The sequence below is a fragment of the Pseudomonas sp. MWU12-2319 genome, from assembly GCF_023242525.1.
Classification (GTDB): Bacteria; Pseudomonadota; Gammaproteobacteria; order Pseudomonadales; family Pseudomonadaceae; genus Aquipseudomonas; species Aquipseudomonas gingeri_D.
Genome location: NZ_JALJES010000016.1, coordinates 127,576 through 147,472, shown reverse-complemented (window position 1 = coordinate 147,472; position 19,897 = coordinate 127,576). Strand labels below are relative to the sequence as shown.

The following is a 19,897-nucleotide window of genomic DNA, read 5'->3' as shown; positions in this document are numbered from 1 at the left end:
TGAATGGAGCGGTCGTGCGGACCGCTCCGTTACAGCATCCCCTTCACCTCACTCTAATAAAAACAAGGAGAGTGAAATGCTCCTGGAAGGCTTTGGCCCGCAGATTTTGCTGGGTACCCTGGTCACCCTCAAACTGGCGCTCTGGTCGCTCTCGATCGCCGTTCTGGCAGGGCTGCTCGGCGCCAGTTCGAAGTTGTCCTCCAATCGTTTACTGCGAGCACTGGCCACCGGTTATACAACGGTGATTCGCAGCATGCCGGATCTGGTGATCATGCTGTTGCTGTTCTTCAGCCTGCAAATGTTGCTCAACCGGATGACCGATTGGCTGGGCGTCGGCCAGGTTGATATCGACCCATTCCTGGCCGGTGTCGTCACCTTGGCGTTCATTTACGGGGCCTACTTTACCGAGACGTTTCGCAGCGCATTCCAGGCCGTTCCGGCTGGTCAGCTCGAAGCGGCGCGGGCTTATGGCATGAGCCGCTGGAACACCTTTCGCAAGGTGCTGTTCCCGCAAATGCTGCGTCATGCGCTGCCGGGCATCGGCAACAACTGGCAGGTGTTGATCAAGTCCACGGCGCTGGTCTCGATCATCGGCCTGACCGATGTGGTCAAGGCCACGCAGGATGCGGGCAAGGGTTCGCTGCAGTTCTTCTACTTCACCCTGGTTGGCGGTCTGGTCTACCTCGCCATTACCACCGTGTCCAACGGGGTATTGATGTGGCTTGAGCGCCGCTACTCGGTCGGTGTCAGGAAGGCGGCTCTATGACCGGTATTCTCGGCGACTACTGGCAGGCTTACCTGTGGCGCGACGGGCCGTATTTTTCCGGGTTGGCGGTGACCTTGTGGTTGCTCATTCTGGCAGTGCTGATTGGCTTCTTGTTGGCGGTGCCGTTATCGCTTGCCCGGGTCAGCCGCAATCCGCTGCTGCGCCTGCCGGTCTGGGGTTACACCTACGTGTTTCGCGGCACGCCGTTGTATATCCAACTGCTGTTCTTCTACACCGGGGTGTACAGCTTGCAGGTGATCAGGTCCCAGGATTTGCTCAACGCGTTTTTCCGTGACGGCTTCAACTGCACGGTGTTGGCGTTCGGGCTCAATACCTGTGCCTACATGACCGAAATCTTCGCCGGTGCCATCAGGGCCGTTCCCCACGGTGAAGTCGAGGCCGCACGCGCCTTCGGGATGAATCGCTTCACGCTGTATCGGCGAATCGTCCTGCCCTCGGCGTTGCGCCAGGCCCTGCCGCTGTTCAGCAATGAAGTGATTCTGATGCTGCATTCCACCTCGGTGGCGTTCACCGCCACGGTGCCCGATTTGTTGAAGATTGCCCGGGATGTGAATTCGGCGACCTACGCCTCTTTCACGGCCTTTGGCATTGCCGGGGTTCTGTATGCCGGTAGCGCGTTTTTCCTGATCTGGCTGTTTCGACGTGGCGAGCTGCATTGGCTGGCCTACCTCAAACCCCGGACGCACTGACCCCAAGCGGATTGGCTCGAATGTATAAATTGATCGTTGAAGATGTGCATAAAAACTATGGCAGCCATGAAGTTCTCAAGGGGGTCTCGCTCAAGGCCAAAGCGGGTGATGTGATCAGCATCATTGGCTCCTCGGGTTCTGGAAAAAGTACTTTCCTGCGCTGTATCAACCTGCTCGAACAGCCGTCGGCGGGGCGCATCACTGTCAATGCCGAGGAACTGCTCACACGCAAGAACTCGGGGGGCGACTTGTGTGCGGCCAATCCCCGGCAGTTGCAGCGGATGCGCAGCCAGTTGTCGATGGTGTTTCAGCACTTCAATCTGTGGAGCCATATGACGGTGCTGGAGAACCTTATCGAGTGTCCGATGAGTGTGCTGGGTCTCGCTCGCAAGGAGGCCCTGGAGCGGGCGCGTCATTACCTGGCGAAGGTCGGCCTGGCGGAAAAGGTCGAAAGCCAGTATCCGGCCCATCTGTCCGGTGGCCAACAACAGCGTGTCGCCATCGCCCGTGCGCTGACCATGGAGCCCCAGGTGATGCTGTTCGATGAACCGACTTCGGCCCTGGACCCTGAATTGGTGGGCGAGGTGCTCAAGGTCATGCAGCAGTTGGCGGAGGAAGGCCGGACGATGGTGGTAGTCACCCATGAAATGGCATTTGCCAGGCAGGTGTCGAACCATGTGGTTTTTCTGCATCAGGGCAGGATAGAGGAGCAGGGAGACCCGGACCGGGTCTTTGAGCAGCCTCGTAGTGAGCGGTTGAAGCAGTTTCTGGCGGGGAGTCTTAAGTCGTGATGCCGGGTTGAGCAATCAGGGGGAGTATTGGTAGGTTTCGTACGTCATCGTTCATCGCGAGCAAACTCGGAATTTATAGCAATACAGTGTTTTTTGTTTTCCAACCGTCGAAAAAAGACCTTGAAACTCAAGGTCTTTTTTCAAACGAACACAAGGTGTATAGCTGGAGTGCGAGCCCCAGGACCTCAGGCCATTCTGACTTCATTCAGCAGTTCAGGATGACGGTCCAGCACCTTGAGCAGTTTCACCAACGCCAACGAGGGTCTGGTTTTACCATTCTCATATCGAGAGAAAGCATTGATTCCCCCGCCAAAGATCTCAGCCGCCTCTCGTTGATCAAGAGAGAGTTTCTTGCGTACGCTGGCAATAAATCCAGGGTCGACAATGGCTGCGTTGACCTGTTTCGAGAAAGCACGCATTTCACGCATGACGCGATCTGATTCGGTCATATCCAGGATCGATTCGGCGCACGCCGGACAGAAGTCGCCTGTCACCGCAGTGATCGTGGTGGTTTCGCCCTTGTAGGTATGGGGCAGGTCACGTGTATCGTGGATCAGCTCCGCCGCGCCGCAAACAGGACATTTCATGTTCATAACTCCTTGAAGGACACGATCAGCACGTCATCGATAACCGTCAGCTTTAAATACACGTCGCCCACCTGCGTGCTGGGGCGGTACACGTCTTGCCAGATCATGTGATCGGCATGGGTCGTCATGCTCTTGTAGAAGTCCGTTGCTGTCAGCGCCGTCACGACCGCCAGCATATCTGACAGCTCTAGCCCCAACTCATTCGCGCCCGCTCGTGCGGTGTGGGTGGTGCGTACTTGTCCCGCTTCGACCAAGGCTTTGACGATGGATAGCTTGCAATGCGGGATGCGTTTTTCCATGAGATTAGATACTAACCTATTAGGTTTTTATTTGGCAATTTGGTGGGCGTTTCGGCTGTATTGGAAACCAGCTTACTCCGTAGTGATGGAGGGGGCTTTGGAGGTGTATTTCAAGATTTGAAAGGCGTTGAAATGCCCCCTTGGTCTGTCGTCACCGACCAGGGGGCAACCCCAAGCGATTGTGTGGACCTAAGCCTCCCACCCCGCGCCACTGACCGCCGCCTGCGCCAGCGGATGCATGTCCGCCCCCTGATGTTCTGTCTGCCAGGCCAGTAACTCCTTGCGCATGCCCGGCGTCCAGAACATCTGCAGATGATTACGCACGCCGAGCACGGCCTGTTGCTGGTCCGGTTCGGTAGCGAAGTACTGGGCGATCTGGTTGGCCATCTTGATCAGGTTTTCAGTACTCATCGGCGCACCTCGGCTTTGGCTCCGGCGCTGTGTTCATGGCGGCGCTCATCAAGCAGGCGTTGTTGTTCGTCGCTGAACTCCTGATAGCGTTTCTGCCACTCGGAAGGGTGGTAGACACGGCTGACTTCGACGGCGGTGACCTTGTACTCCGGACAGTTGGTGGCCCAGTCGGAGTTGTCGGTGGTGATGACGTTGGCCCCCGATTCAGGGAAGTGGAAGGTGGTGTACACCACGCCCGGGGCGACCCGTTCGGTGACCCGCGCGCGCAGTACGGTCTGTCCGGCGCGGCTGCCGATGCCGACCCAGTCGCCTTCGTTGATGCCACGGCTCTCGGCATCGCTCGGGTGGATTTCCAGACGGTCTTCGTCGTGCCAGGCGACGTTCTCGGTGCGCCGGGTCTGGGCGCCGACGTTGTACTGGCTGAGGATGCGCCCGGTGGTCAGCAGGAGGGGATAGCGATTGTTGACCTTTTCCTCGGTAGGGATGTAGCCGGTAAGCATGAAACGCCCCTTGCCGCGCACGAATTCCTCGATGTGCATGGTCGGCGTGCCGTCCGGTGCCTCGGCGTTGCACGGCCATTGCAGGCTGCCGTGGCTATCCAGCGCGGCGTAGCTGACGCTGGTGAAGGTCGGCGTCAGGCTGGCGATTTCATCCATGATTTCCGAAGGGTGCTTATAGTGCATGGGGTAACCCAGGGCGTTGGCCAGGGCCACCGTGCCTTCCCAGTCGGCCTTGCCGCCCAGCGGTTCCATGACCTTGCGTACCCGCGAGATACGCCGCTCGGCGTTGGTGAAGGTGCCGTCTTTTTCCAGGAACGAACTGCCCGGCAGGAACACGTGGGCGAACTTGGCGGTTTCGTTGAGGAAAATATCCTGCACCACGATGCATTCCATGGCCGACAGGGCCGCGGTGACGTGCTGGGTATTGGGATCGCTCTGGGCGATATCTTCGCCCTGGCAGTACAGGCCCTTGAAGCTGCCGCCCAGGGCCGCCTCGAACATATTGGGAATACGCAGGCCCGGGTCGGGTTGCAGGCTGACGTTCCAGGCCTGTTCGAACTGCGCCCGCACCACCTCGTTGGAGATATGCCGGTAACCGGGCAGCTCGTGGGGAAAGGAGCCCATGTCGCAGGAGCCCTGCACGTTGTTCTGACCCCGCAGCGGGTTCACGCCCACGCCTTCGCGACCGATATTGCCGGTGGCCATGGCCAGGTTGGCGATACCCATCACCGCGGTGCTGCCCTGGCTGTGTTCGGTGACGCCCAGGCCGTAGTAGATCGCCGCGTTGTTGCCGCCGGCATACAGGCGGGCGGCGGCACGGATATCGGCAGCGGCGACGCCGCAGATCGGGCCAAGGACTTCCGGCGAGTTTTCCGCGCGGCTGACGAATTCGCTCCAGCGGGCGAAATCGTTGCCCTCGCAGCGGGCGTCGATAAAGGCCTGGTCGAGCAGCCCTTCGGTGACGATGACGTGGGCCAGGGCATTGAGCATGGCAACGTTGGTGCCCGGGCGCAGGGCCAGGTGCAGGTCGGCGCGACCATGCACGGCGTCCACCAGGTCGATGCGCCGTGGGTCGATAACGATCAGCCGCGCGCCTTCACGCAGGCGGCGTTTAAGTTGGGAGGCAAACACCGGGTGGGCATCGCTGGGGTTGGCGCCCATCACCAGGATCACATCGGCCTGCATCACCGAGTCGAAACTCTGGGTCCCGGCGGATTCGCCCAGGGTTTGTTTCAGGCCATAGCCGGTCGGCGAGTGGCAGACCCGCGCACAGGTGTCGACGTTGTTGTTGCCGAAGGCGGCGCGCACCAGTTTTTGCACCAGGTAGGTTTCTTCGTTGGTGCAGCGGCTGGAGGTGATGCCGCCGATGGAGTCGCGGCCGTATTTCTGCTGCAGCCGGCGGAATTCGCTGGCGGCATAAGTTACTGCTTCATCCCAGCTGACTTCCTGCCAGGGATCGTTGATGTGCTTGCGGATCATCGGCTTGGTGATGCGATCCGGGTGGCTGGCGTAGCCCCAGGCAAAACGTCCCTTGACGCAGGAGTGGCCGTGGTTGGCGTGGCCGTTCTTGTCGGGAACCATACGCACCAGCTTGTCGCCTTTCATCTCGGCGCGGAACGAGCAACCCACGCCGCAATAGGCACAGGTGGTGATCACGGCGCGTTCGGGCTGGCCCAGTTCGACCACGCTTTTTTCCATCAGGGTCGCGGTGGGGCAGGCCTGCACACAGGCGCCGCAGGACACGCATTCCGAGTCGAGGAAATTATCGCCACCGGCGGCTGAGACCCGGGATTCGAACCCGCGTCCGGTAATGGTCAGGGCAAAGGTGCCCTGGGTTTCTTCGCAGGCGCGCACGCAGCGGTTGCAGACGATGCACTTGCTCGGGTCGTAGTCGAAGTAGGGGTTGGAGGTGTCTTTCTGGTCGGCCAGGTGGTTTTCACCTTCATAGCCGTAGCGCACCTCCCGCAGGCCGACCTGGCCGGCGACGGTCTGCAGTTCGCAGTTGCCGTTGGCCGAGCAGGTCAGGCAGTCCAGCGGGTGATCGGAGATGTACAGCTCCATGACGTTGCGGCGCAGGCTGGCGAGCTTCGGTGTCTGGGTGTGCACGCTCATGCCTTCGCTGACCGGCGTGGTACAGGACGCCGGGTAGCCGCGCATGCCGTCGATTTCCACCAGGCACATGCGGCAGGAGCCGAAGGCTTCCAGGCTGTCGGTGGCACACAGCTTGGGAATGGTGGTGCCCAGCAGCGCGGCGGCACGCATCACCGAGGTGCCTTCGGGCACGCTGATGCTGCGGCCGTCGATATTCAGGGTGACCTGCACCTGGCTGTCGCGGGCCGGGGTGCCGAGGTCGATATCGGTATTCGGGTCGAAGAGAGTGATCATTGCTCGGCCTCCGAGGATTGCAGACCGAAGTCGGCGGGGAAGTACTTGAGGGCGCTGGCCACCGGATAGGAAGTCATGCCGCCCAGTGCGCAGAGCGAACCGTATTGCAGGGTGTCGCACAGGTCCTTGAGGATGAGCGCCTGGGTATCACGACCGTTCTGGTCCGGTGCGGCGAGCAGGCGGTCAATGACTTCCACGCCACGGGTCGAGCCGATGCGGCAAGGGGTGCATTTACCGCAGGATTCCTCGGCGCAGAACTGCAGGGCGAAGCGCGCCATGCGGGCCATGTCCAGGCTGTCATCAGCCACTACCACGCCACCGTGACCGAGCATGGCGCCGATGGCGGCGAAGGCTTCGTAATCCAGGGGCGTGTCGAATTGGCTGGGTGGCACCCAAGCGCCGAGGGGGCCACCGACCTGGGCGGCCTTCAGTGGCCGACCGCTGGCAGTACCTCCGCCGTAGTCTTCCACCAGTTCCCGCAAGGTCAGGCCAAATGCCCGTTCCACCAGGCCGCCGTGACGAATATTGCCGGCTAGTTGGAAGGGCATGGTGCCCAGGGAGCGGCCCATGCCGTAATCGCGATAGAACTGCGCGCCCTTGGCCAGGATCAGCGGCACCGAGGCCAGGGTCAGCACGTTGTGCACCAGGGTCGGCAGGCCGAACAGACCCTTCAGGGCGGGAATCGGCGGCTTGGCGCGGACGATCCCGCGCTTGCCTTCGAGGGAGTCCAGCAGCGCGGTTTCCTCGCCGCAGATATAGGCGCCGGCACCGACGCGCACTTCCATATCAAAGGCCAGGCCGCTGCCGCTGACATTAGATCCGAGGTAACCAGCGGCGCGGGCGATATCCAGTGCGTCGCGCAGTGTGGCCACGGCCTGTGGATATTCCGAGCGCACATAGATGTAGCCGTAGCTGGCGCCGACGCTGATACCGGCGATGGCCATGCCTTCGATCAGCAGGAAGGGGTCGCCTTCCATCAACATGCGGTCGGCGAAGGTGCCGGAGTCGCCTTCGTCGGCGTTGCAGACAATGTATTTCTGCGCCGCCTGGGCGCTGCGCACCGTGCGCCATTTGATCCCGGCGGGGAAGGCCGCGCCGCCACGGCCACGCAGGCCTGAGTCGAACACGGCGCTGGCGGTCTGCTCGCCGCCCAGGGCGATGGCCTGGGTCAGGCCCTCGAAGCCGCCGTGGGCTTGGTAGTCCTCGAGAGATAGCGGCCGGGTAATCCCGGCGCGGGCGAACAGCAGGCGTTGTTGTGTCTTCAGATAAGGCAACTGTTCCACCGGGCCCAGGGCCAGGGGATGGGCGGATGGATCGCCTTGCAGCGCATCGAGCAGGGATGGCACATCGGCAACCGTCAGCGGGCCGAAGCCGATTCGGCCTTGCGGGCTGTCGATTTCCAGCAGCGGCTCCAGCCAGTACAGGCCACGGGAGCTGGTGCGTTGCAGGTCCAGCGGCAGATTGCGTTCGCGGGCCTGGGTGGCCAGGGCCACGGCGACCTCATCGGCACCCACGGCACGGGCAAGGGAATCGGCGGGGAGATAGAGGATCGGCATCATGCGTCCTCCCGGCAGGTATCGAGCAGGGCATCCAGGCGCTCGGCGCTGAGCCGCGCATGCACCTGGCCGTCCAGTTCGAGGGCCGGCGAGCAGGCGCAGGCGCCGAGGCAATAGACTGGGCGCAGGCTGATGTTGCCGTCGGCACTGCTGCCGTGGTCGTCCAGTTGCAGGCGTTCGCGCAACTGCGCGGCGAGCTGCTCGGCGCCGCGGCTCTGGCAGGACTCGGCACGGCAAAGACGCAGGATATGCCGGGCCGGGGGCGCGGTGCGGAAGTCGTGGTAGAAGCTGATCACCCCGCGTACCTCGGCCTGGCTCAGGTTGAGGGCGTGGGCAATCTCGGGGACGGCGGCATCGGGGATGTAGCCGATGCCCGCCTGAATCTCATGAAGGATGGGCAACAGTGCGCCGGGGGAGCCCTTGTGGCGCTCCAGCACGTTGTTGACCATAGGCAGGTGCAACATCTCATCAGGCATACGGCATTCCTCACGGTCACGGACAAACCAGGCGGTTGTCGGTTGTCCGAAAGTGTCGGCTGCGGCACTCACGCCACGTCACGGTATCGTGGCATTTCAGGCCGTTGGCCAGGCACCCTGGGCGGGCATCTTGTTGGGCCCGATGCGGTCTTTGCCGCACCTCTTCAGGGCATAAAAGGCAGCTTGCCACGCGGCCTATGATTCGCCTGCACCAAAGCGACGTACGCGGTTCTTTTTGCGACCGCCTGTTGAGTCTAGATGAGTGCTGACCGAGGTGTTGTCCACGAGGGGGCGGGGTGCCTCTTTTTCCAGAAAGTGGAGGCGAAAAAAAACCGCCTTAGTAGGGCGGTTTTTTCCGCAAGTCTGGCATAAAGCCAGCTTGCATATCTCACAGAGACCATCGACGTGGAAACTCATTTTACTGAGACCTTTTTCCGCTCGCAATATTTGGGTGTGACCGAAGGTTTCCAGAAGCACCAAGAGATTGCCTTGCACTGACATATCTTGATTAATGCGGTCACACAATGGGTGCTTGCTTCAGGTCTTCGTTCTCAAGAAATCAAGTTCGGACATTGGCACGCTCCTGCTCAGGACCGGTTTATAGAGAATTATAGAGCAATTATAGACCTATTATAGTGCCCGGTTTAGAAGGGGTGGGGCAGATTATGGTGAATTATAGAGTGATTATAGAGCGACTCGGGTTGAGCGTCGGTGTAGTTGGGTAGCGAGTATATACACGCTTTGCATGGTTTAACGCTCGCTGGAATTGTTCCCCTATACAGAATGCGATAGCGGCAAGAAAAAAAGGGATCTCAAAATACAATGGGGCTTTGATCCATCGCTTGAGTTTCGGCGGAATGGCATCGACCTCTTGTTGGGTCAAGAGCCCACGCCAGATAAACATCTTGGGGAATATGATCATCATGCTGATCACCCCTTGTCTCATCGAGCGATCTTTGAACGAGCTTCCGCCCCACCAGCGGCGATCACCGATTATCATTGCATTATTATTGAAGTAGGGCTCGACCAGATCCAATTTTGTATTGACGACATAGGTTGACAAGCCAATACCAAAGAGCATGAAAAATATACTAAAAACAGCTAATAGCGGATAAATGGTCATAAGCCTTTCCACTTATACATTAGATCCCCATCTGCCGAACCGGCACCTGGCGAATTTTCATGATTAGTCGGGCGTCATGAGCACACCAAGCTGACTACTGCAATTATGATGGTCTGGGTTGATCGTTAAATGCAGAGTTTTTTGCGAACACCCCGGCGATGAAATCCATGAATACAATGGCCCTTTTGGGGAGAAGCCGGTCGGCAACGTAAATGACTTGCACGGGGACAGCCGGAGCTGCGTAGTCCCTAAGCAACACCCGCAGATTGCCATTTTTCAGCCCTTCCTCGTAAAGCCATTCGGGCCCCTGTGCGATCCCCAGTCCCTCGTTTACACACTTTCGTATGGCCTCAGGCGAGTTGACCCGAAGCCTGCCAGAAACGGGAACATCGATATCCCGAAAGCGCCATGTGGTGCCTGTCGACAGCAGGGTGTAGATCAGGCAATCGTGCGTTCTCAGATCATTGGGCGTCGTGGGGATTCCGCGTTTGGCCAGGTATCCCTTGCTGGCAACGCATACACGCTCGAACCAGCCTAGCGGCCGGGCACGCATTGCGCTGTCTTCCAGATGTCCGATGCGGATCGCCAGTTCAGCCCCTTCGTCGACCAGATTCACATAGCGATCATTGATCTGCAGGTCGAGCGTCAACTCTGGATAGCGCTCCAGAAATGTGGATACATGCGGCACCACGAATGCATGGGCTAGCGCGGTCGGGCAGGCGACTCGCAACAATCCGGACGGGGCGACGTTCTCCCTGAAGGACGACTCCGATTCTTCCACGGCATCGAGAATGCGCCGGGCATCTGCGTAATAGCGTGCTCCCTCGGGAGTGAGGGCAAGCTTTCGTGTGGATCGGTGAAGCAGCCTGGTTTGCAAATGATCTTCCAGCGCCGCCACATAGCGGCTGACGTTAGGCTGCCCCAGCCCCAGGTCACGCCCCGCAGCCGAGAAGCTTCCTGTCTCAACAGCGCGAACAAAGCAGGTCATCAGCAGTAGTCGATCCATCTAGGCCTCTCATTCATGCAATACCAGCATGAAATGTATTCGAATAGGCCATCTTATCAACGCGCAGGTATGAATACATAGTTTCCCTCTGGCAGGTCAGTACATCGACTGACCGTGAAAAACCGAAAAGGAAACTTACATGTCCCGATTGCAAGGCAAACGCACTCTCATCACCGGCGGTACCAGCGGCATTGGCCTGGAAACGGCTAAGCAGTTCCTCGCCGAAGGCGCGCGCGTGATCGTTACCGGAGTCAATCCGGAGTCCATCGCAAAGGCCCAGGCGGAACTGGGAAGCGAAGTATTGGTACTGCGTGCTGACTCAGCCAGCATCGATGCGCAGAAGGAACTGGCGCAGGCCGTTCAGGCTCACTATGGCCAACTCGATGTTGCCTTTCTCAATGCAGGCGTATCCGTTTGGCTGCCGATCGAAGAGTGGACGGAGGAAATGTTCGATCGCTCCTTCGACATCAACGTTAAGGGGCCGTACTTTCTGATCCAGGCATTGCTACCAGTCTTCGCGAACCCTGCGTCGGTGGTTCTCAATACCTCGGTTAGTGCACACCTCGGCGCCGCGCGTTCATCAGTTTATGGCGCGACCAAGGCCGCGTTCCTGAACATGTCGAAGACGCTTTCTAGCGAACTGCTCCCGCGTGGTATTCGCCTCAATGCAGTCAGCCCTGGTCCGATTGATACGCCGCTTTACGACAAGCTCGGCATTCCCGATGCCTATCGCGAACAGCTCAACCAGGATATCGCCGCGACCATTCCGTTTGGCCGGTTTGGTACGCCCGAGGAAGTGGCCAAGGCCGTGCTGTACCTGGCGTCAGACGAGTCACGATGGACGGTTGGCTCGGAACTCATCGTCGACGGTGGCCGCTCGCTTTAGCTGCCAACGATACGCGAAGGAACGTCTCCTGCGCTTTTACGGAAAATTGATTGCCATTCAGGCTTTCTTGAAGTCACGGACGTAGCTTCTATACGGCCCGCCCCCACTCGTGGCGGCGGGCTTTGATTCTTCAGTGGGTCTATTCCAATGCCACAGTCACAGTTCACACTTGTCAGCCATCCGTTATGCCCATTCGTTCAGCGAGTGGCCATCGTGTTACTCGAAAAAGGTATTACCTTTCAGCGTATCGATGTCGATCTTCGCGACAGGCCGGACTGGTTTCTGGCGATGTCGCCAAGCGGTAAGGTTCCGCTGCTCAAGGTTCCAGACGGCAGTGAAGGCGAGTCCGTTCTATTCGAGAGCGTCGCCATTTGCGAATACCTGGAGGAGGTGTACCCGGAACCTGCGTTACATCCAATGAATGCGTTGATCCGAGCACAACACCGTGCATGGATCGAATTCGCCTCTGCCACGCTGGCGGATGCATGGGGATTTTTGAACGCCACCGACCAGCAGACGGCCCTTGGCAAATCTGCAGCGTTGAGAGGAAAGCTGGAACGATTCGACAGTGAAATATCGGACGGCCCTTATTTCTTCGGCGAGAGGCTCAGCATGGTCGACATCGCCGTGGCTCCAGTTTTTCGCTATTTCGACATACTTGGATTCGAGCCCAATCATCAGTTGTTCGATGGACTGAGTCGAGTGGCTGATTGGCGTCGTGCGCTGGCCAGCCGTTTCAGCATTCAGGCGGCAGTTGCAGAGGACTATGTCATCCGGTTCCGCAAGCACTTGCAGGAAGCAAGAGCACTCTTGGCTACTGCATCGGAAACGCATCCCCTTTGAATGCCGATGCGATCGCGCCGCCGCCAGCTTGGCCAGCAGGGGCGCTGGCCAGGCTGGCCGGGGCAATTAAGCTCCTAATCGCCGAAGCCTTCAAAGAGGGCCTGTGGTGCAAACTGCTGGCAGTGGGCCGCGATGGCCGCGCTGAACAGCACCTCCTTGTTCTCGAAGTGCCGATAGATGCTTAGCTTGGATATCTTCGCCCGCTGGGCGACCTCATTGCGGAAATGGTGACTGTGGAAATGGTGACGGATTTATTTTTGCCGCAGCCCAAGACGTCATCCCTGAATGATCGTAATGCACTTCGGGTAGATTAGGGTCTAGCTTGGGGCTGTGAACGATCTTCTACGCCGACTGAAATTTTTCGACTTACATACCTCCACCACTCACATTGCAGCTCCCCACTGTGCGCGCTACCTTTTTCCTGTCGCTGCCAATTCGGCGACCGGGCCTGGAAACCTGTGGAACAATGGGCGCATAGGCGCCACCATTCATCACGACTGCTGGTGCTTTTTTGTGCCAGTCTCTGCGTGTTATGGCGGCTGTGCGCGGGAGGCCCTTGGGTCTGCCGGGTTTTCCTATTGTCCCGGTTTCCAGCCTGCGTACAGCTGCCACCCATTCGCCTGGAAACGAACGTGGTAGCTCCCTCACATTAGGAGTCCTGCGTATGAACGTTTTTGATGGGTCGACTTTGCATGTTCTTACCCTCGGTACCCGGGTCCACGCCGGAGGTGTCCAATGACCAATCCACCCACAAGCAAAACCCTTGGTGTCATCACTTTTTCCAAGTGCGGCTCCCAAGGTCGTGAACTGTTCCGTGTGAACCCCGGCGTTCCCATTCTGGAAGCCATGGAGCACGCGTCCCTCCTGCTCTATTGCGCCAAAGCACTTTCTCTCGATGCTGCCCTGGAAAGCGACGGTGAACGCTATGCCTGGGCCTCGCATTACCTGGGCGAGATGGGCAAGGCCGTCATCGACGATTTGACGCAGGGGATGTTGCGTGGGGAGAGGGGGTAAGGACCGGGCGATCTTCGATTGATGTCGGGATTGGCGGCGGCGCACGGCAGGCTCACCGCATTATCGTTCTTCGCGAGCAAGCTCGGCTCCTACAGGGATCGTGGTGCCTTTCGCTTTTCTGTAGGCGAAAAAAAAGACCTTGAAATTCAAGGTCTTTTTTAAGATGGTGCCCCGAGGGAGACTCGAACTCCCACTCCTTTCGAAAACGGATTTTGAATCCGCCGCGTCTACCAATTCCGCCATCAGGGCTCAATGGCGGCGAAGTATAGAGACGTGATTACCGTTGGTCAATCGGCTTTCGTGGTCAATTTTTACGATTTCCGCTAAACTTCCCGGCCCTGCTGAACGAACCCCATCATGCGCGTCGCTGACTTTACTTTCGAGCTCCCCGATTCCCTGATCGCTCGCCATCCTTTGGCCGAGCGACGCCTCAGTCGCCTGCTGACCCTCGACGGCCCCAGCGGCGCTCTTGCACACCGTCAATTCACTGATTTGCTTGAGCATTTACGCCCAGGCGATCTGATGGTGTTCAACAATACCCGGGTCATTCCGGCCCGCCTGTTCGGCCAGAAAGCCTCCGGCGGCAAGCTGGAAATCCTCGTGGAAAGGGTCCTCGATACCCACCGCGTGCTGGCCCATGTGCGCTCCAGCAAGTCGCCCAAACCCGGCTCGAAGATCCTGATCGATGGCGGCGGCGAAGCCGAGATGCTCGCCCGCCACGACACGCTCTTCGAACTGGGCTTCGCCGAAGAAGTGCTGCCGCTGCTGGAACGCGTCGGCCATATGCCGTTGCCTCCTTATATAGATCGCCCCGACGAAGGCGCCGACCGCGAGCGTTATCAGACCGTCTACGCCGAGCGCCTCGGCGCCGTGGCCGCCCCCACCGCCGGGCTGCATTTCGATCAGCCGCTGCTGGATGCCATCGCCGCCAAGGGTGTTGAACGCGCTTTCGTCACCCTGCACGTCGGCGCCGGGACCTTCCAGCCGGTCCGTGTGGAGCGTCTCGAAGACCACCATATGCACCACGAATGGCTGGAAGTCAGCCAGGAAGTGGTCGATGCCGTTGCCGCCTGTCGTGCACGCGGCGGTCGGGTGATCGCCGTGGGCACCACCAGCGTCCGTTCGCTGGAAAGCGCCGCCCGCGATGGTGTGCTCAAGCCGTTCAGTGGCGACACCGACATCTTTATCTACCCGGGCCGTCCCTTCCATGTGGTCGATGCCCTGGTGACCAATTTCCACCTGCCCGAATCCACGCTGCTGATGCTGGTTTCGGCCTTCGCCGGTTACCCCGAGACCATGGCCGCCTACAAGGCCGCCGTGGACAACGGCTACCGCTTCTTCAGCTACGGTGATGCGATGTTCATCACCCGCAACCCGGCGCCTGCCGCACCCAAGGATCGGGCCCCAGAGGACCAAGCATGAGTCGCAACTGTCGTATGTCGTTCGAGCTGCTCGCCACTGATGGCAAGGCTCGTCGCGGTCGCCTGACCTTCCCCCGCGGTACCGTCGAAACCCCGGCCTTCATGCCCGTGGGTACCTACGGCACGGTCAAGGGCATGCTGCCTCGGGATATCGTCGCCACTGGCGCCGAAATCATCCTCGGCAACACCTTCCACCTGTGGCTGCGTCCCGGCACCGAGGTGATCAAGGCCCACGGCGACCTGCACGATTTCATGCAGTGGAAAGGCCCGATCCTCACCGACTCCGGTGGTTTCCAGGTGTTCAGCCTGGGCGCCATGCGCAAGATCAAGGAGGAGGGCGTGACCTTCGCCTCGCCGGTCGACGGCGCCAAGGTCTTCATGGGCCCGGAAGAGTCGATGCAGGTCCAGCGCGACCTGGGCTCGGACATCGTGATGATTTTCGACGAGTGCACCCCGTACCCGGCTGACGAAGACGTCGCCCGTGTGTCCATGGAGCTGTCGCTGCGTTGGGCCCAGCGCTCGAAAAACGCCCACGGCGAAAACACCGCCGCGTTGTTCGGCATCGTCCAGGGCGGCATGCACGAAAGCCTGCGCAAGCGCTCCCTCGAAGGCCTCGACCAGATCGGCTTCGACGGCCTGGCCATCGGCGGCCTGTCGGTGGGCGAGCCCAAGCACGAAATGATCAAGGTGCTGGATTACCTGCCCGGCCTGATGCCTGCTGACAAACCTCGTTACCTTATGGGCGTTGGCAAGCCGGAAGATCTGGTGGAGGGTGTGCGCCGCGGGGTGGACATGTTCGATTGCGTGATGCCAACCCGTAATGCCCGCAATGGGCATCTGTTCATCGATACCGGCGTGCTGAAGATCCGCAACGCGTTCCATCGCCATGATGAATCGCCGCTGGATCCGACCTGCGATTGCTACACCTGCCAGAACTTCTCCCGTGCTTATCTGCATCATTTGGACAAGTGCGGCGAAATGCTGGGGAGCATGTTGAATACGATCCACAATTTGCGCCATTACCAGCGCCTGATGGCTGGTTTGCGCGAGGCTATTCAACAGGGTACATTGGCCGCCTTTGTCGATGCCTTCTACGCCAAACGCGGGCTTCCCGTACCGCCTTTGGACTGAATTTTTCAGAATTGAATGATTGCAACTGGAGTGCTAAATGAGCTTTTTCATCTCTAACGCGTTCGCCGACGGCGCCGCGCCTGCTGCTGCAGGCCCGATGGGCGGTGGTTTCGAATGGATCTTCCTGGTCGGCTTCCTGGTCATCTTCTACCTGATGATCTGGCGTCCGCAGGCCAAGCGCGCCAAGGAGCAGAAGAACCTGCTGGGCAACCTGGCCAAGGGTGACGAAGTGGTCACCACCGGCGGTATCGCCGGCAAGATCACCAAAGTGAGCGACGATTTCGTGGTTCTGGAAGTGTCCGACACCGTCGAAATGAAGTTTCAGAAGGGGGCCATCGCGGCCACCCTGCCTAAAGGCACGCTGAAAGCGATCTAGGTTTCAACTCTTAACAATCGACGGGGCGCGCAAGGCGCCCCGCGTCATAAGCGGGCGGCGTGATGCTGAACAAATACCCTCTGTGGAAATACCTACTGATCCTGGCGGTGCTGGCGATCGGTTTTATTTATTCCGCTCCCAATCTCTATCCAGACGATCCGGCGATCCAGGTCAGCGGCGCAAGCACTGCACTGCAGGTCACCCAGGCCGATCTGGACCGCGTGAGCAAAGCGCTCACCGACGCCAAGATCACCGTCAAGGGCGCCACTCTGGCTGCCGGCGGCAAGGGCGGCCTGATTCGTCTGACCAGGCAGGAAGACCAACTGCCGGCCAAGGACGTGGTGCGTAAAGCCCTCGGCGACGACTATGTCGTGGCCCTGAACCTGGCACAGACCACTCCACAATGGTTGCGCAGCCTTGGCGCGCACCCGATGAAGCTGGGTCTGGACTTGTCCGGTGGTGTGCACTTCCTGCTGGAAGTGGACATGGAAAAAGCCGTCGACGCCCGCCTGAAAGTCTATGACGGCGACGTCAAGAGCCTGTTGCGCAAGGAGCGTGTGCGTTATCGCACCCTGCCACCGTTCAATGGCGCCATCCAGTTGGGCTTTGCTGACGCGGATACCCGTGAACAGGCCCGTGCGCTGATTCGCAAGAACTTCAACGATTTCGACATTGTAACGGCCGACCTCGGCGAGCAGCCGGTACTGCGTCTGGCGATGACCCCGGCCAAGCTGGCGGAAATCCGCGAATACTCCATCAAGCAGAACTTGACCACGGTCCGTAACCGCGTCAACGAGCTGGGTGTGGCCGAGCCGCTGGTGCAACGTCAGGGTGCCAACCGCATCGTGGTCGAACTGCCAGGCGTACAGGACACCGCTGAAGCCAAGCGGATCCTCGGCAAGACCGCCAACCTGGAGTTCCGTCTGGCCGCTGAACCGGGTGCTTCGAAGGCGACTTCCGAAGAGTTCGAGTTCCGTGAAGGCAATCGTCCTCCGGCGCAGATCGAGCGTGGTCTGATCATCACCGGTGACCAGGTGACCGATGCCCAGGCGGGTTTCGACGAACACGGTCGTCCGCAGGTGAACATCAAGCTCGATGGCCACGGTGGTGACCTGATGAGCCGCGCGACCCGCAGCAACGTCGGTCGCAGCATGGCGGTGATCTTCATCGAGCAGAAGCCGATCACCACCTACACCAAGCAGGTTGTGGATGGCGTCGAAAAAGACGTGCCGGTGCAGACCTTCAAGGAAGAGAAGAAGATCATCAGCCTGGCGACCATCCAGTCGCCGCTGGGCAGTCAGTTCCGCATCACCGGCCTGAACGGCCAGGGCGAGTCCTCGGAACTGGCGCTGCTGCTGCGTGCCGGTGGTCTGGCCGCGCCGATGTACTTCGCGGAAGAACGTACCATCGGTCCAAGCCTGGGTGCCGACAACATCACCAAGGGTATCGATGCGTCGCTGTGGGGCATGCTGTTCGTCTCGCTGTTCATCATCGCCATCTACCGCTTTTTCGGCATCATCGCCACCGTGGCCCTGGCCTTCAACATGGTCGCCTTGCTGGCGCTGATGTCCTTGCTGGGGGCAACGCTGACCCTGCCGGGTATTGCCGGTATCGTCCTGACCATGGGTATGGCGGTGGACGCCAACGTGCTGATCTTCTCGCGGATACGTGAAGAGATCGCCGCGGGAATGACGGTGCAGCGAGCGATCAACGAAGGCTTTGGTCGTGCGTTCACGGCGATTATCGACGCCAACCTGACCACCTTGCTGGTGGGCGGCATCCTCTTTGCCATGGGGACCGGCCCGGTCAAGGGCTTTGCGGTGACCATGTCCCTCGGGATCTTTACCTCGATGTTCACGGCCATTCTGGTGACCCGCGCGATGGTCAACCTGATCTTCGGCGGTCGTGACTTCAAGAAGTTGTGGATTTAAGGGGCTGCCATGTTACGTACTATCAACTTCATGGGTGTTCGCAACGTTGCGTTCGGCGTCACCCTGTTCCTCACCGCATTGGCCTTGTTCAGCTGCTTTCACAAGGGCATGAACTACGGTCTGGACTTCACCGGCGGTACGCTCATCGAGCTGACCTACGAGCATGCGGCGGATGTCACCAAGGTGCGCGGAGAGCTGGCTGAGGCCGGTTATCACGAGGCGATCGTGCAGAGTTTCGGCGCGACCACCGACTTGCTGGTGCGCATGCCGGGTGAAGACCCGCAGCTGGGCCATCAGGTCGCCGAGGCGCTGCAGAAACTGGGCGGCGACAACCCGGTACAGATCAAGCGCGTCGAGTTCGTCGGCCCGCAGGTCGGTGAAGAGCTGCGCGACCAGGGCGGCCTCGGCATGCTCATGGCGCTGGGCGGCGTATTGATCTACCTGGCGTTCCGCTTCCAGTGGAAGTTCGCGGTGGGCGCCATCGTCTCGCTGGTCCACGACGTGGTGGTGACGGTGGGTATCCTCTCGTTCTTCCAGGTCACCTTCGACCTGACGGTGCTGGCGGCGGTACTGGCGATCATCGGTTACTCGCTCAATGACACCATCGTGGTCTTCGACCGGGTGCGTGAGAACTTCCGTGTGCTGCGCAAGGCCACTCTGATCGAGAACATCAACGTCTCGACCACCCAGACCCTGCTGCGGACCATGGCGACGTCGATCTCCACCTTGCTGGCGATTTCCGCGCTGCTGTTCTTCGGTGGCGATAACCTGTTCGGTTTCTCCATCGCCCTGTTTATCGGTGTGTTGGCGGGTACCTACTCGTCGATCTACATCGCCAACGTGGTGCTGATCTGGCTGAACCTGAACAGCGAGGACCTGATTCCTCCGGCCAATACCCAGAAGGAAGTCGACGACCGTCCTTGACGGAAATCTTTCTTCGGGCTGTTTGCTGATAAAGGCGCGAGTGTTGAACTCGCGCCTTTTTTTGTACTCCAAAGCCATAGAGAAAAGTGGGCACCGATCCACTTGTGATGGTCAGGAGGTTCACGTGAACAAGTCGTTGCTGGTAGGTGCGGTATTGGGTGCTGTCGGTGTCACTGCCGGAGGTGCTGTTGCCACCTACAGCCTGGTAAAAAGCGGCCCTGAGTATGCGCAAGTATTGGCGGTAGAGCCGGTCAAGACCCAGATCAAGACCCCGCGCCAAGTCTGTGAAGATGTCGCGGTGACCCGGCAGAAGCCGGTCCAGGATGAGCACCGCCTGGCCGGTACCGCGTTGGGTGCGGTCGGCGGTGGTCTGCTCGGCAGCCTGGTCGGCGGCGGTCGCGGCAAGACCCTGGCCACCGTGGTCGGTGCGGTCGGCGGCGGTTATGCCGGTAACAAGGTGCAGGAGGGCATGCAGGAGCGTGACACCTACACCACGACCCAGAAACGCTGCAACACGGTCAACGATGTCAGCGACAAGGTGGTCGGCTACGACGTGCGTTATCAGTTGGGCGGCAAGGAAGGCAAGATCCGGATGGATCGTGATCCGGGCAACCAGATCCCGGTGGACAAGGATGGTCATCTGGTCCTGAGTCAGAACCAGGGTCAGCCAGCTCCGCAGCCGGGCCAGTAACGGCTACTGTTGTAGGGACATAAAAAATGCCCCGTATCGCAAGATACGGGGCATTTTTATGTTCGGCGAA

The 19,897-nt window shown here is 59.7% G+C and carries 20 protein-coding genes, 1 tRNA gene and 1 pseudogene; 12 read left to right on the top strand and 10 right to left on the bottom strand.

What is annotated here, in order from left to right:
- The first annotated feature begins 76 nt into the window (after nucleotides 1–76).
- The 3 genes from hisQ to M5C01_RS24375 are packed head-to-tail and all read left to right on the top strand — an operon-like array spanning nucleotide 77 to nucleotide 2,267.
- Complete coding sequence (gene hisQ, locus M5C01_RS24385) at nucleotides 77–766, top strand: histidine ABC transporter permease HisQ (RefSeq protein WP_152740985.1); 690 nt, start codon at nucleotides 77–79, stop codon at nucleotides 764–766.
- Entirely contained in the window at nucleotides 763–1,476 is a 714-nt protein-coding gene (locus M5C01_RS24380) for an ABC transporter permease (RefSeq protein ID WP_152740984.1), read from the top strand. The genes hisQ and M5C01_RS24380 overlap by 4 nt, the downstream gene beginning before the upstream one ends.
- A 20-nt stretch (nucleotides 1,477–1,496) precedes the next feature.
- Nucleotides 1,497–2,267, top strand: a complete 771-nt coding sequence (locus M5C01_RS24375) for an ATP-binding cassette domain-containing protein (RefSeq protein ID WP_152740983.1) — start codon at nucleotides 1,497–1,499, stop codon at nucleotides 2,265–2,267.
- Between the two features lie 185 nt (nucleotides 2,268–2,452).
- Here M5C01_RS24375 and M5C01_RS24370 read toward each other — a convergent pair whose 3' ends face one another.
- The 8 genes from M5C01_RS24370 to M5C01_RS24335 form a co-directional block, all read right to left on the bottom strand.
- Nucleotides 2,453–2,854: a type II toxin-antitoxin system MqsA family antitoxin gene (locus M5C01_RS24370; protein WP_103497579.1), complete on the bottom strand. Its 402-nt coding sequence runs from the start codon at nucleotides 2,852–2,854 to the stop codon at nucleotides 2,453–2,455.
- Between the two features lie 2 nt (nucleotides 2,855–2,856).
- Nucleotides 2,857–3,153, bottom strand: coding sequence for a type II toxin-antitoxin system MqsR family toxin (locus M5C01_RS24365; protein WP_152740982.1), 297 nt, complete (start codon nucleotides 3,151–3,153; stop codon nucleotides 2,857–2,859).
- Between the two features lie 189 nt (nucleotides 3,154–3,342).
- Nucleotides 3,343–3,564, bottom strand: coding sequence for a formate dehydrogenase subunit delta (locus tag M5C01_RS24360; protein WP_152740981.1), 222 nt, complete (start codon nucleotides 3,562–3,564; stop codon nucleotides 3,343–3,345).
- Entirely contained in the window at nucleotides 3,561–6,449 is a 2,889-nt protein-coding gene (fdhF, locus tag M5C01_RS24355) for a formate dehydrogenase subunit alpha (RefSeq protein ID WP_152740980.1), read from the bottom strand. The genes M5C01_RS24360 and fdhF overlap by 4 nt, the downstream gene beginning before the upstream one ends.
- Nucleotides 6,446–8,008: a formate dehydrogenase beta subunit gene (locus tag M5C01_RS24350; RefSeq protein WP_178129947.1), complete on the bottom strand. Its 1,563-nt coding sequence runs from the start codon at nucleotides 8,006–8,008 to the stop codon at nucleotides 6,446–6,448. The genes fdhF and M5C01_RS24350 overlap by 4 nt, the downstream gene beginning before the upstream one ends.
- Nucleotides 8,005–8,481: a formate dehydrogenase subunit gamma gene (locus M5C01_RS24345; protein ID WP_103497584.1), complete on the bottom strand. Its 477-nt coding sequence runs from the start codon at nucleotides 8,479–8,481 to the stop codon at nucleotides 8,005–8,007. The genes M5C01_RS24350 and M5C01_RS24345 overlap by 4 nt, the downstream gene beginning before the upstream one ends.
- A 673-nt stretch (nucleotides 8,482–9,154) precedes the next feature.
- Entirely contained in the window at nucleotides 9,155–9,604 is a 450-nt protein-coding gene (locus M5C01_RS24340) for a hypothetical protein (RefSeq protein ID WP_103497585.1), read from the bottom strand.
- A gap of 103 nt (nucleotides 9,605–9,707) precedes the next feature.
- The gene (locus M5C01_RS24335) at nucleotides 9,708–10,610 is read right to left on the bottom strand and encodes a LysR family transcriptional regulator (RefSeq protein ID WP_152740979.1); all 903 of its coding nucleotides are present in this window, start codon (nucleotides 10,608–10,610) and stop codon (nucleotides 9,708–9,710) included.
- 139 nt (nucleotides 10,611–10,749) lie between these two features.
- Between M5C01_RS24335 and M5C01_RS24330 the strand changes: the two genes are divergently transcribed.
- Both M5C01_RS24330 and M5C01_RS24325 read left to right on the top strand, forming a co-directional pair.
- Nucleotides 10,750–11,496, top strand: coding sequence for an SDR family oxidoreductase (locus M5C01_RS24330; RefSeq protein WP_152740978.1), 747 nt, complete (start codon nucleotides 10,750–10,752; stop codon nucleotides 11,494–11,496).
- Nucleotides 11,497–11,643: 147 nt separating this feature from the next.
- On the top strand, nucleotides 11,644–12,339 hold the full coding sequence (locus tag M5C01_RS24325; RefSeq protein ID WP_152740977.1) for a glutathione S-transferase family protein: 696 nt from the start codon (nucleotides 11,644–11,646) through the stop codon (nucleotides 12,337–12,339).
- An 86-nt stretch (nucleotides 12,340–12,425) separates the two neighbouring features.
- Here M5C01_RS24325 and M5C01_RS24320 read toward each other — a convergent pair.
- A pseudogene (locus M5C01_RS24320) lies at nucleotides 12,426–12,557 on the bottom strand (TetR family transcriptional regulator); the annotation flags it as partial.
- A 517-nt stretch (nucleotides 12,558–13,074) separates the two neighbouring features.
- Here M5C01_RS24320 and M5C01_RS24315 point away from each other — a divergent pair.
- Nucleotides 13,075–13,353 carry a DUF3077 domain-containing protein gene (locus M5C01_RS24315; protein WP_152740976.1) on the top strand — a complete coding sequence of 93 codons (279 nt, stop codon included), beginning with the start codon at nucleotides 13,075–13,077 and terminating at the stop codon, nucleotides 13,351–13,353.
- Between the two features lie 164 nt (nucleotides 13,354–13,517).
- On the opposite strand, the gene M5C01_RS24310 is transcribed toward M5C01_RS24315, so the two are convergent.
- Nucleotides 13,518–13,602 (bottom strand) — tRNA-Leu (locus M5C01_RS24310).
- Between the two features lie 108 nt (nucleotides 13,603–13,710).
- On the opposite strand from M5C01_RS24310, the gene queA reads away from it, so the two are divergent.
- From queA to M5C01_RS24280, 6 genes are all read left to right on the top strand, one after another.
- Nucleotides 13,711–14,775 carry a tRNA preQ1(34) S-adenosylmethionine ribosyltransferase-isomerase QueA gene (gene queA, locus M5C01_RS24305; RefSeq protein WP_152740975.1) on the top strand — a complete coding sequence of 355 codons (1,065 nt, stop codon included), beginning with the start codon at nucleotides 13,711–13,713 and terminating at the stop codon, nucleotides 14,773–14,775.
- A gap of 14 nt (nucleotides 14,776–14,789) precedes the next feature.
- Nucleotides 14,790–15,905 carry a tRNA guanosine(34) transglycosylase Tgt gene (gene tgt, locus M5C01_RS24300; RefSeq protein ID WP_164886323.1) on the top strand — a complete coding sequence of 372 codons (1,116 nt, stop codon included), beginning with the start codon at nucleotides 14,790–14,792 and terminating at the stop codon, nucleotides 15,903–15,905.
- Between the two features lie 37 nt (nucleotides 15,906–15,942).
- Nucleotides 15,943–16,281: a preprotein translocase subunit YajC gene (gene yajC, locus M5C01_RS24295; RefSeq protein ID WP_100941399.1), complete on the top strand. Its 339-nt coding sequence runs from the start codon at nucleotides 15,943–15,945 to the stop codon at nucleotides 16,279–16,281.
- A 62-nt stretch (nucleotides 16,282–16,343) separates the two neighbouring features.
- Complete coding sequence (gene secD / locus M5C01_RS24290; RefSeq protein WP_152740974.1) at nucleotides 16,344–18,212, top strand: protein translocase subunit SecD; 1,869 nt, start codon at nucleotides 16,344–16,346, stop codon at nucleotides 18,210–18,212.
- Between the two features lie 9 nt (nucleotides 18,213–18,221).
- Nucleotides 18,222–19,136: a protein translocase subunit SecF gene (gene secF, locus M5C01_RS24285; protein ID WP_100941401.1), complete on the top strand. Its 915-nt coding sequence runs from the start codon at nucleotides 18,222–18,224 to the stop codon at nucleotides 19,134–19,136.
- A gap of 124 nt (nucleotides 19,137–19,260) precedes the next feature.
- Nucleotides 19,261–19,827: a glycine zipper 2TM domain-containing protein gene (locus M5C01_RS24280; RefSeq protein ID WP_103498552.1), complete on the top strand. Its 567-nt coding sequence runs from the start codon at nucleotides 19,261–19,263 to the stop codon at nucleotides 19,825–19,827.
- Nucleotides 19,828–19,897: the final 70 nt, after the last annotated feature.

Bases quoted from the DNA above. Each gene is read 5' to 3' on its own strand.
- M5C01_RS24330 (WP_152740978.1), top strand. From the start codon at position 10,750: ATGTCCCGATTGCAAGGCAAACGCACTCTCATCACCGGCGGTACCAGC.
- M5C01_RS24345 (WP_103497584.1), bottom strand. From the start codon at position 8,481: ATGCCTGATGAGATGTTGCACCTGCCTATGGTCAACAACGTGCTGGAG.
- secF (WP_100941401.1), top strand. From the start codon at position 18,222: ATGTTACGTACTATCAACTTCATGGGTGTTCGCAACGTTGCGTTCGGC.
- M5C01_RS24360 (WP_152740981.1), bottom strand. From the start codon at position 3,564: ATGAGTACTGAAAACCTGATCAAGATGGCCAACCAGATCGCCCAGTAC.
- M5C01_RS24350 (WP_178129947.1), bottom strand. From the start codon at position 8,008: ATGATGCCGATCCTCTATCTCCCCGCCGATTCCCTTGCCCGTGCCGTG.
- fdhF (WP_152740980.1), bottom strand. From the start codon at position 6,449: ATGATCACTCTCTTCGACCCGAATACCGATATCGACCTCGGCACCCCG.
- secD (WP_152740974.1), top strand. From the start codon at position 16,344: ATGCTGAACAAATACCCTCTGTGGAAATACCTACTGATCCTGGCGGTG.
- M5C01_RS24365 (WP_152740982.1), bottom strand. From the start codon at position 3,153: ATGGAAAAACGCATCCCGCATTGCAAGCTATCCATCGTCAAAGCCTTG.
- hisQ (WP_152740985.1), top strand. From the start codon at position 77: ATGCTCCTGGAAGGCTTTGGCCCGCAGATTTTGCTGGGTACCCTGGTC.
- M5C01_RS24340 (WP_103497585.1), bottom strand. From the start codon at position 9,604: ATGACCATTTATCCGCTATTAGCTGTTTTTAGTATATTTTTCATGCTC.
- M5C01_RS24375 (WP_152740983.1), top strand. From the start codon at position 1,497: ATGTATAAATTGATCGTTGAAGATGTGCATAAAAACTATGGCAGCCAT.
- queA (WP_152740975.1), top strand. From the start codon at position 13,711: ATGCGCGTCGCTGACTTTACTTTCGAGCTCCCCGATTCCCTGATCGCT.
- M5C01_RS24335 (WP_152740979.1), bottom strand. From the start codon at position 10,610: ATGGATCGACTACTGCTGATGACCTGCTTTGTTCGCGCTGTTGAGACA.
- M5C01_RS24380 (WP_152740984.1), top strand. From the start codon at position 763: ATGACCGGTATTCTCGGCGACTACTGGCAGGCTTACCTGTGGCGCGAC.
- yajC (WP_100941399.1), top strand. From the start codon at position 15,943: ATGAGCTTTTTCATCTCTAACGCGTTCGCCGACGGCGCCGCGCCTGCT.
- M5C01_RS24370 (WP_103497579.1), bottom strand. From the start codon at position 2,854: ATGAAATGTCCTGTTTGCGGCGCGGCGGAGCTGATCCACGATACACGT.
- M5C01_RS24315 (WP_152740976.1), top strand. From the start codon at position 13,075: ATGACCAATCCACCCACAAGCAAAACCCTTGGTGTCATCACTTTTTCC.
- tgt (WP_164886323.1), top strand. From the start codon at position 14,790: ATGTCGTTCGAGCTGCTCGCCACTGATGGCAAGGCTCGTCGCGGTCGC.
- M5C01_RS24325 (WP_152740977.1), top strand. From the start codon at position 11,644: ATGCCACAGTCACAGTTCACACTTGTCAGCCATCCGTTATGCCCATTC.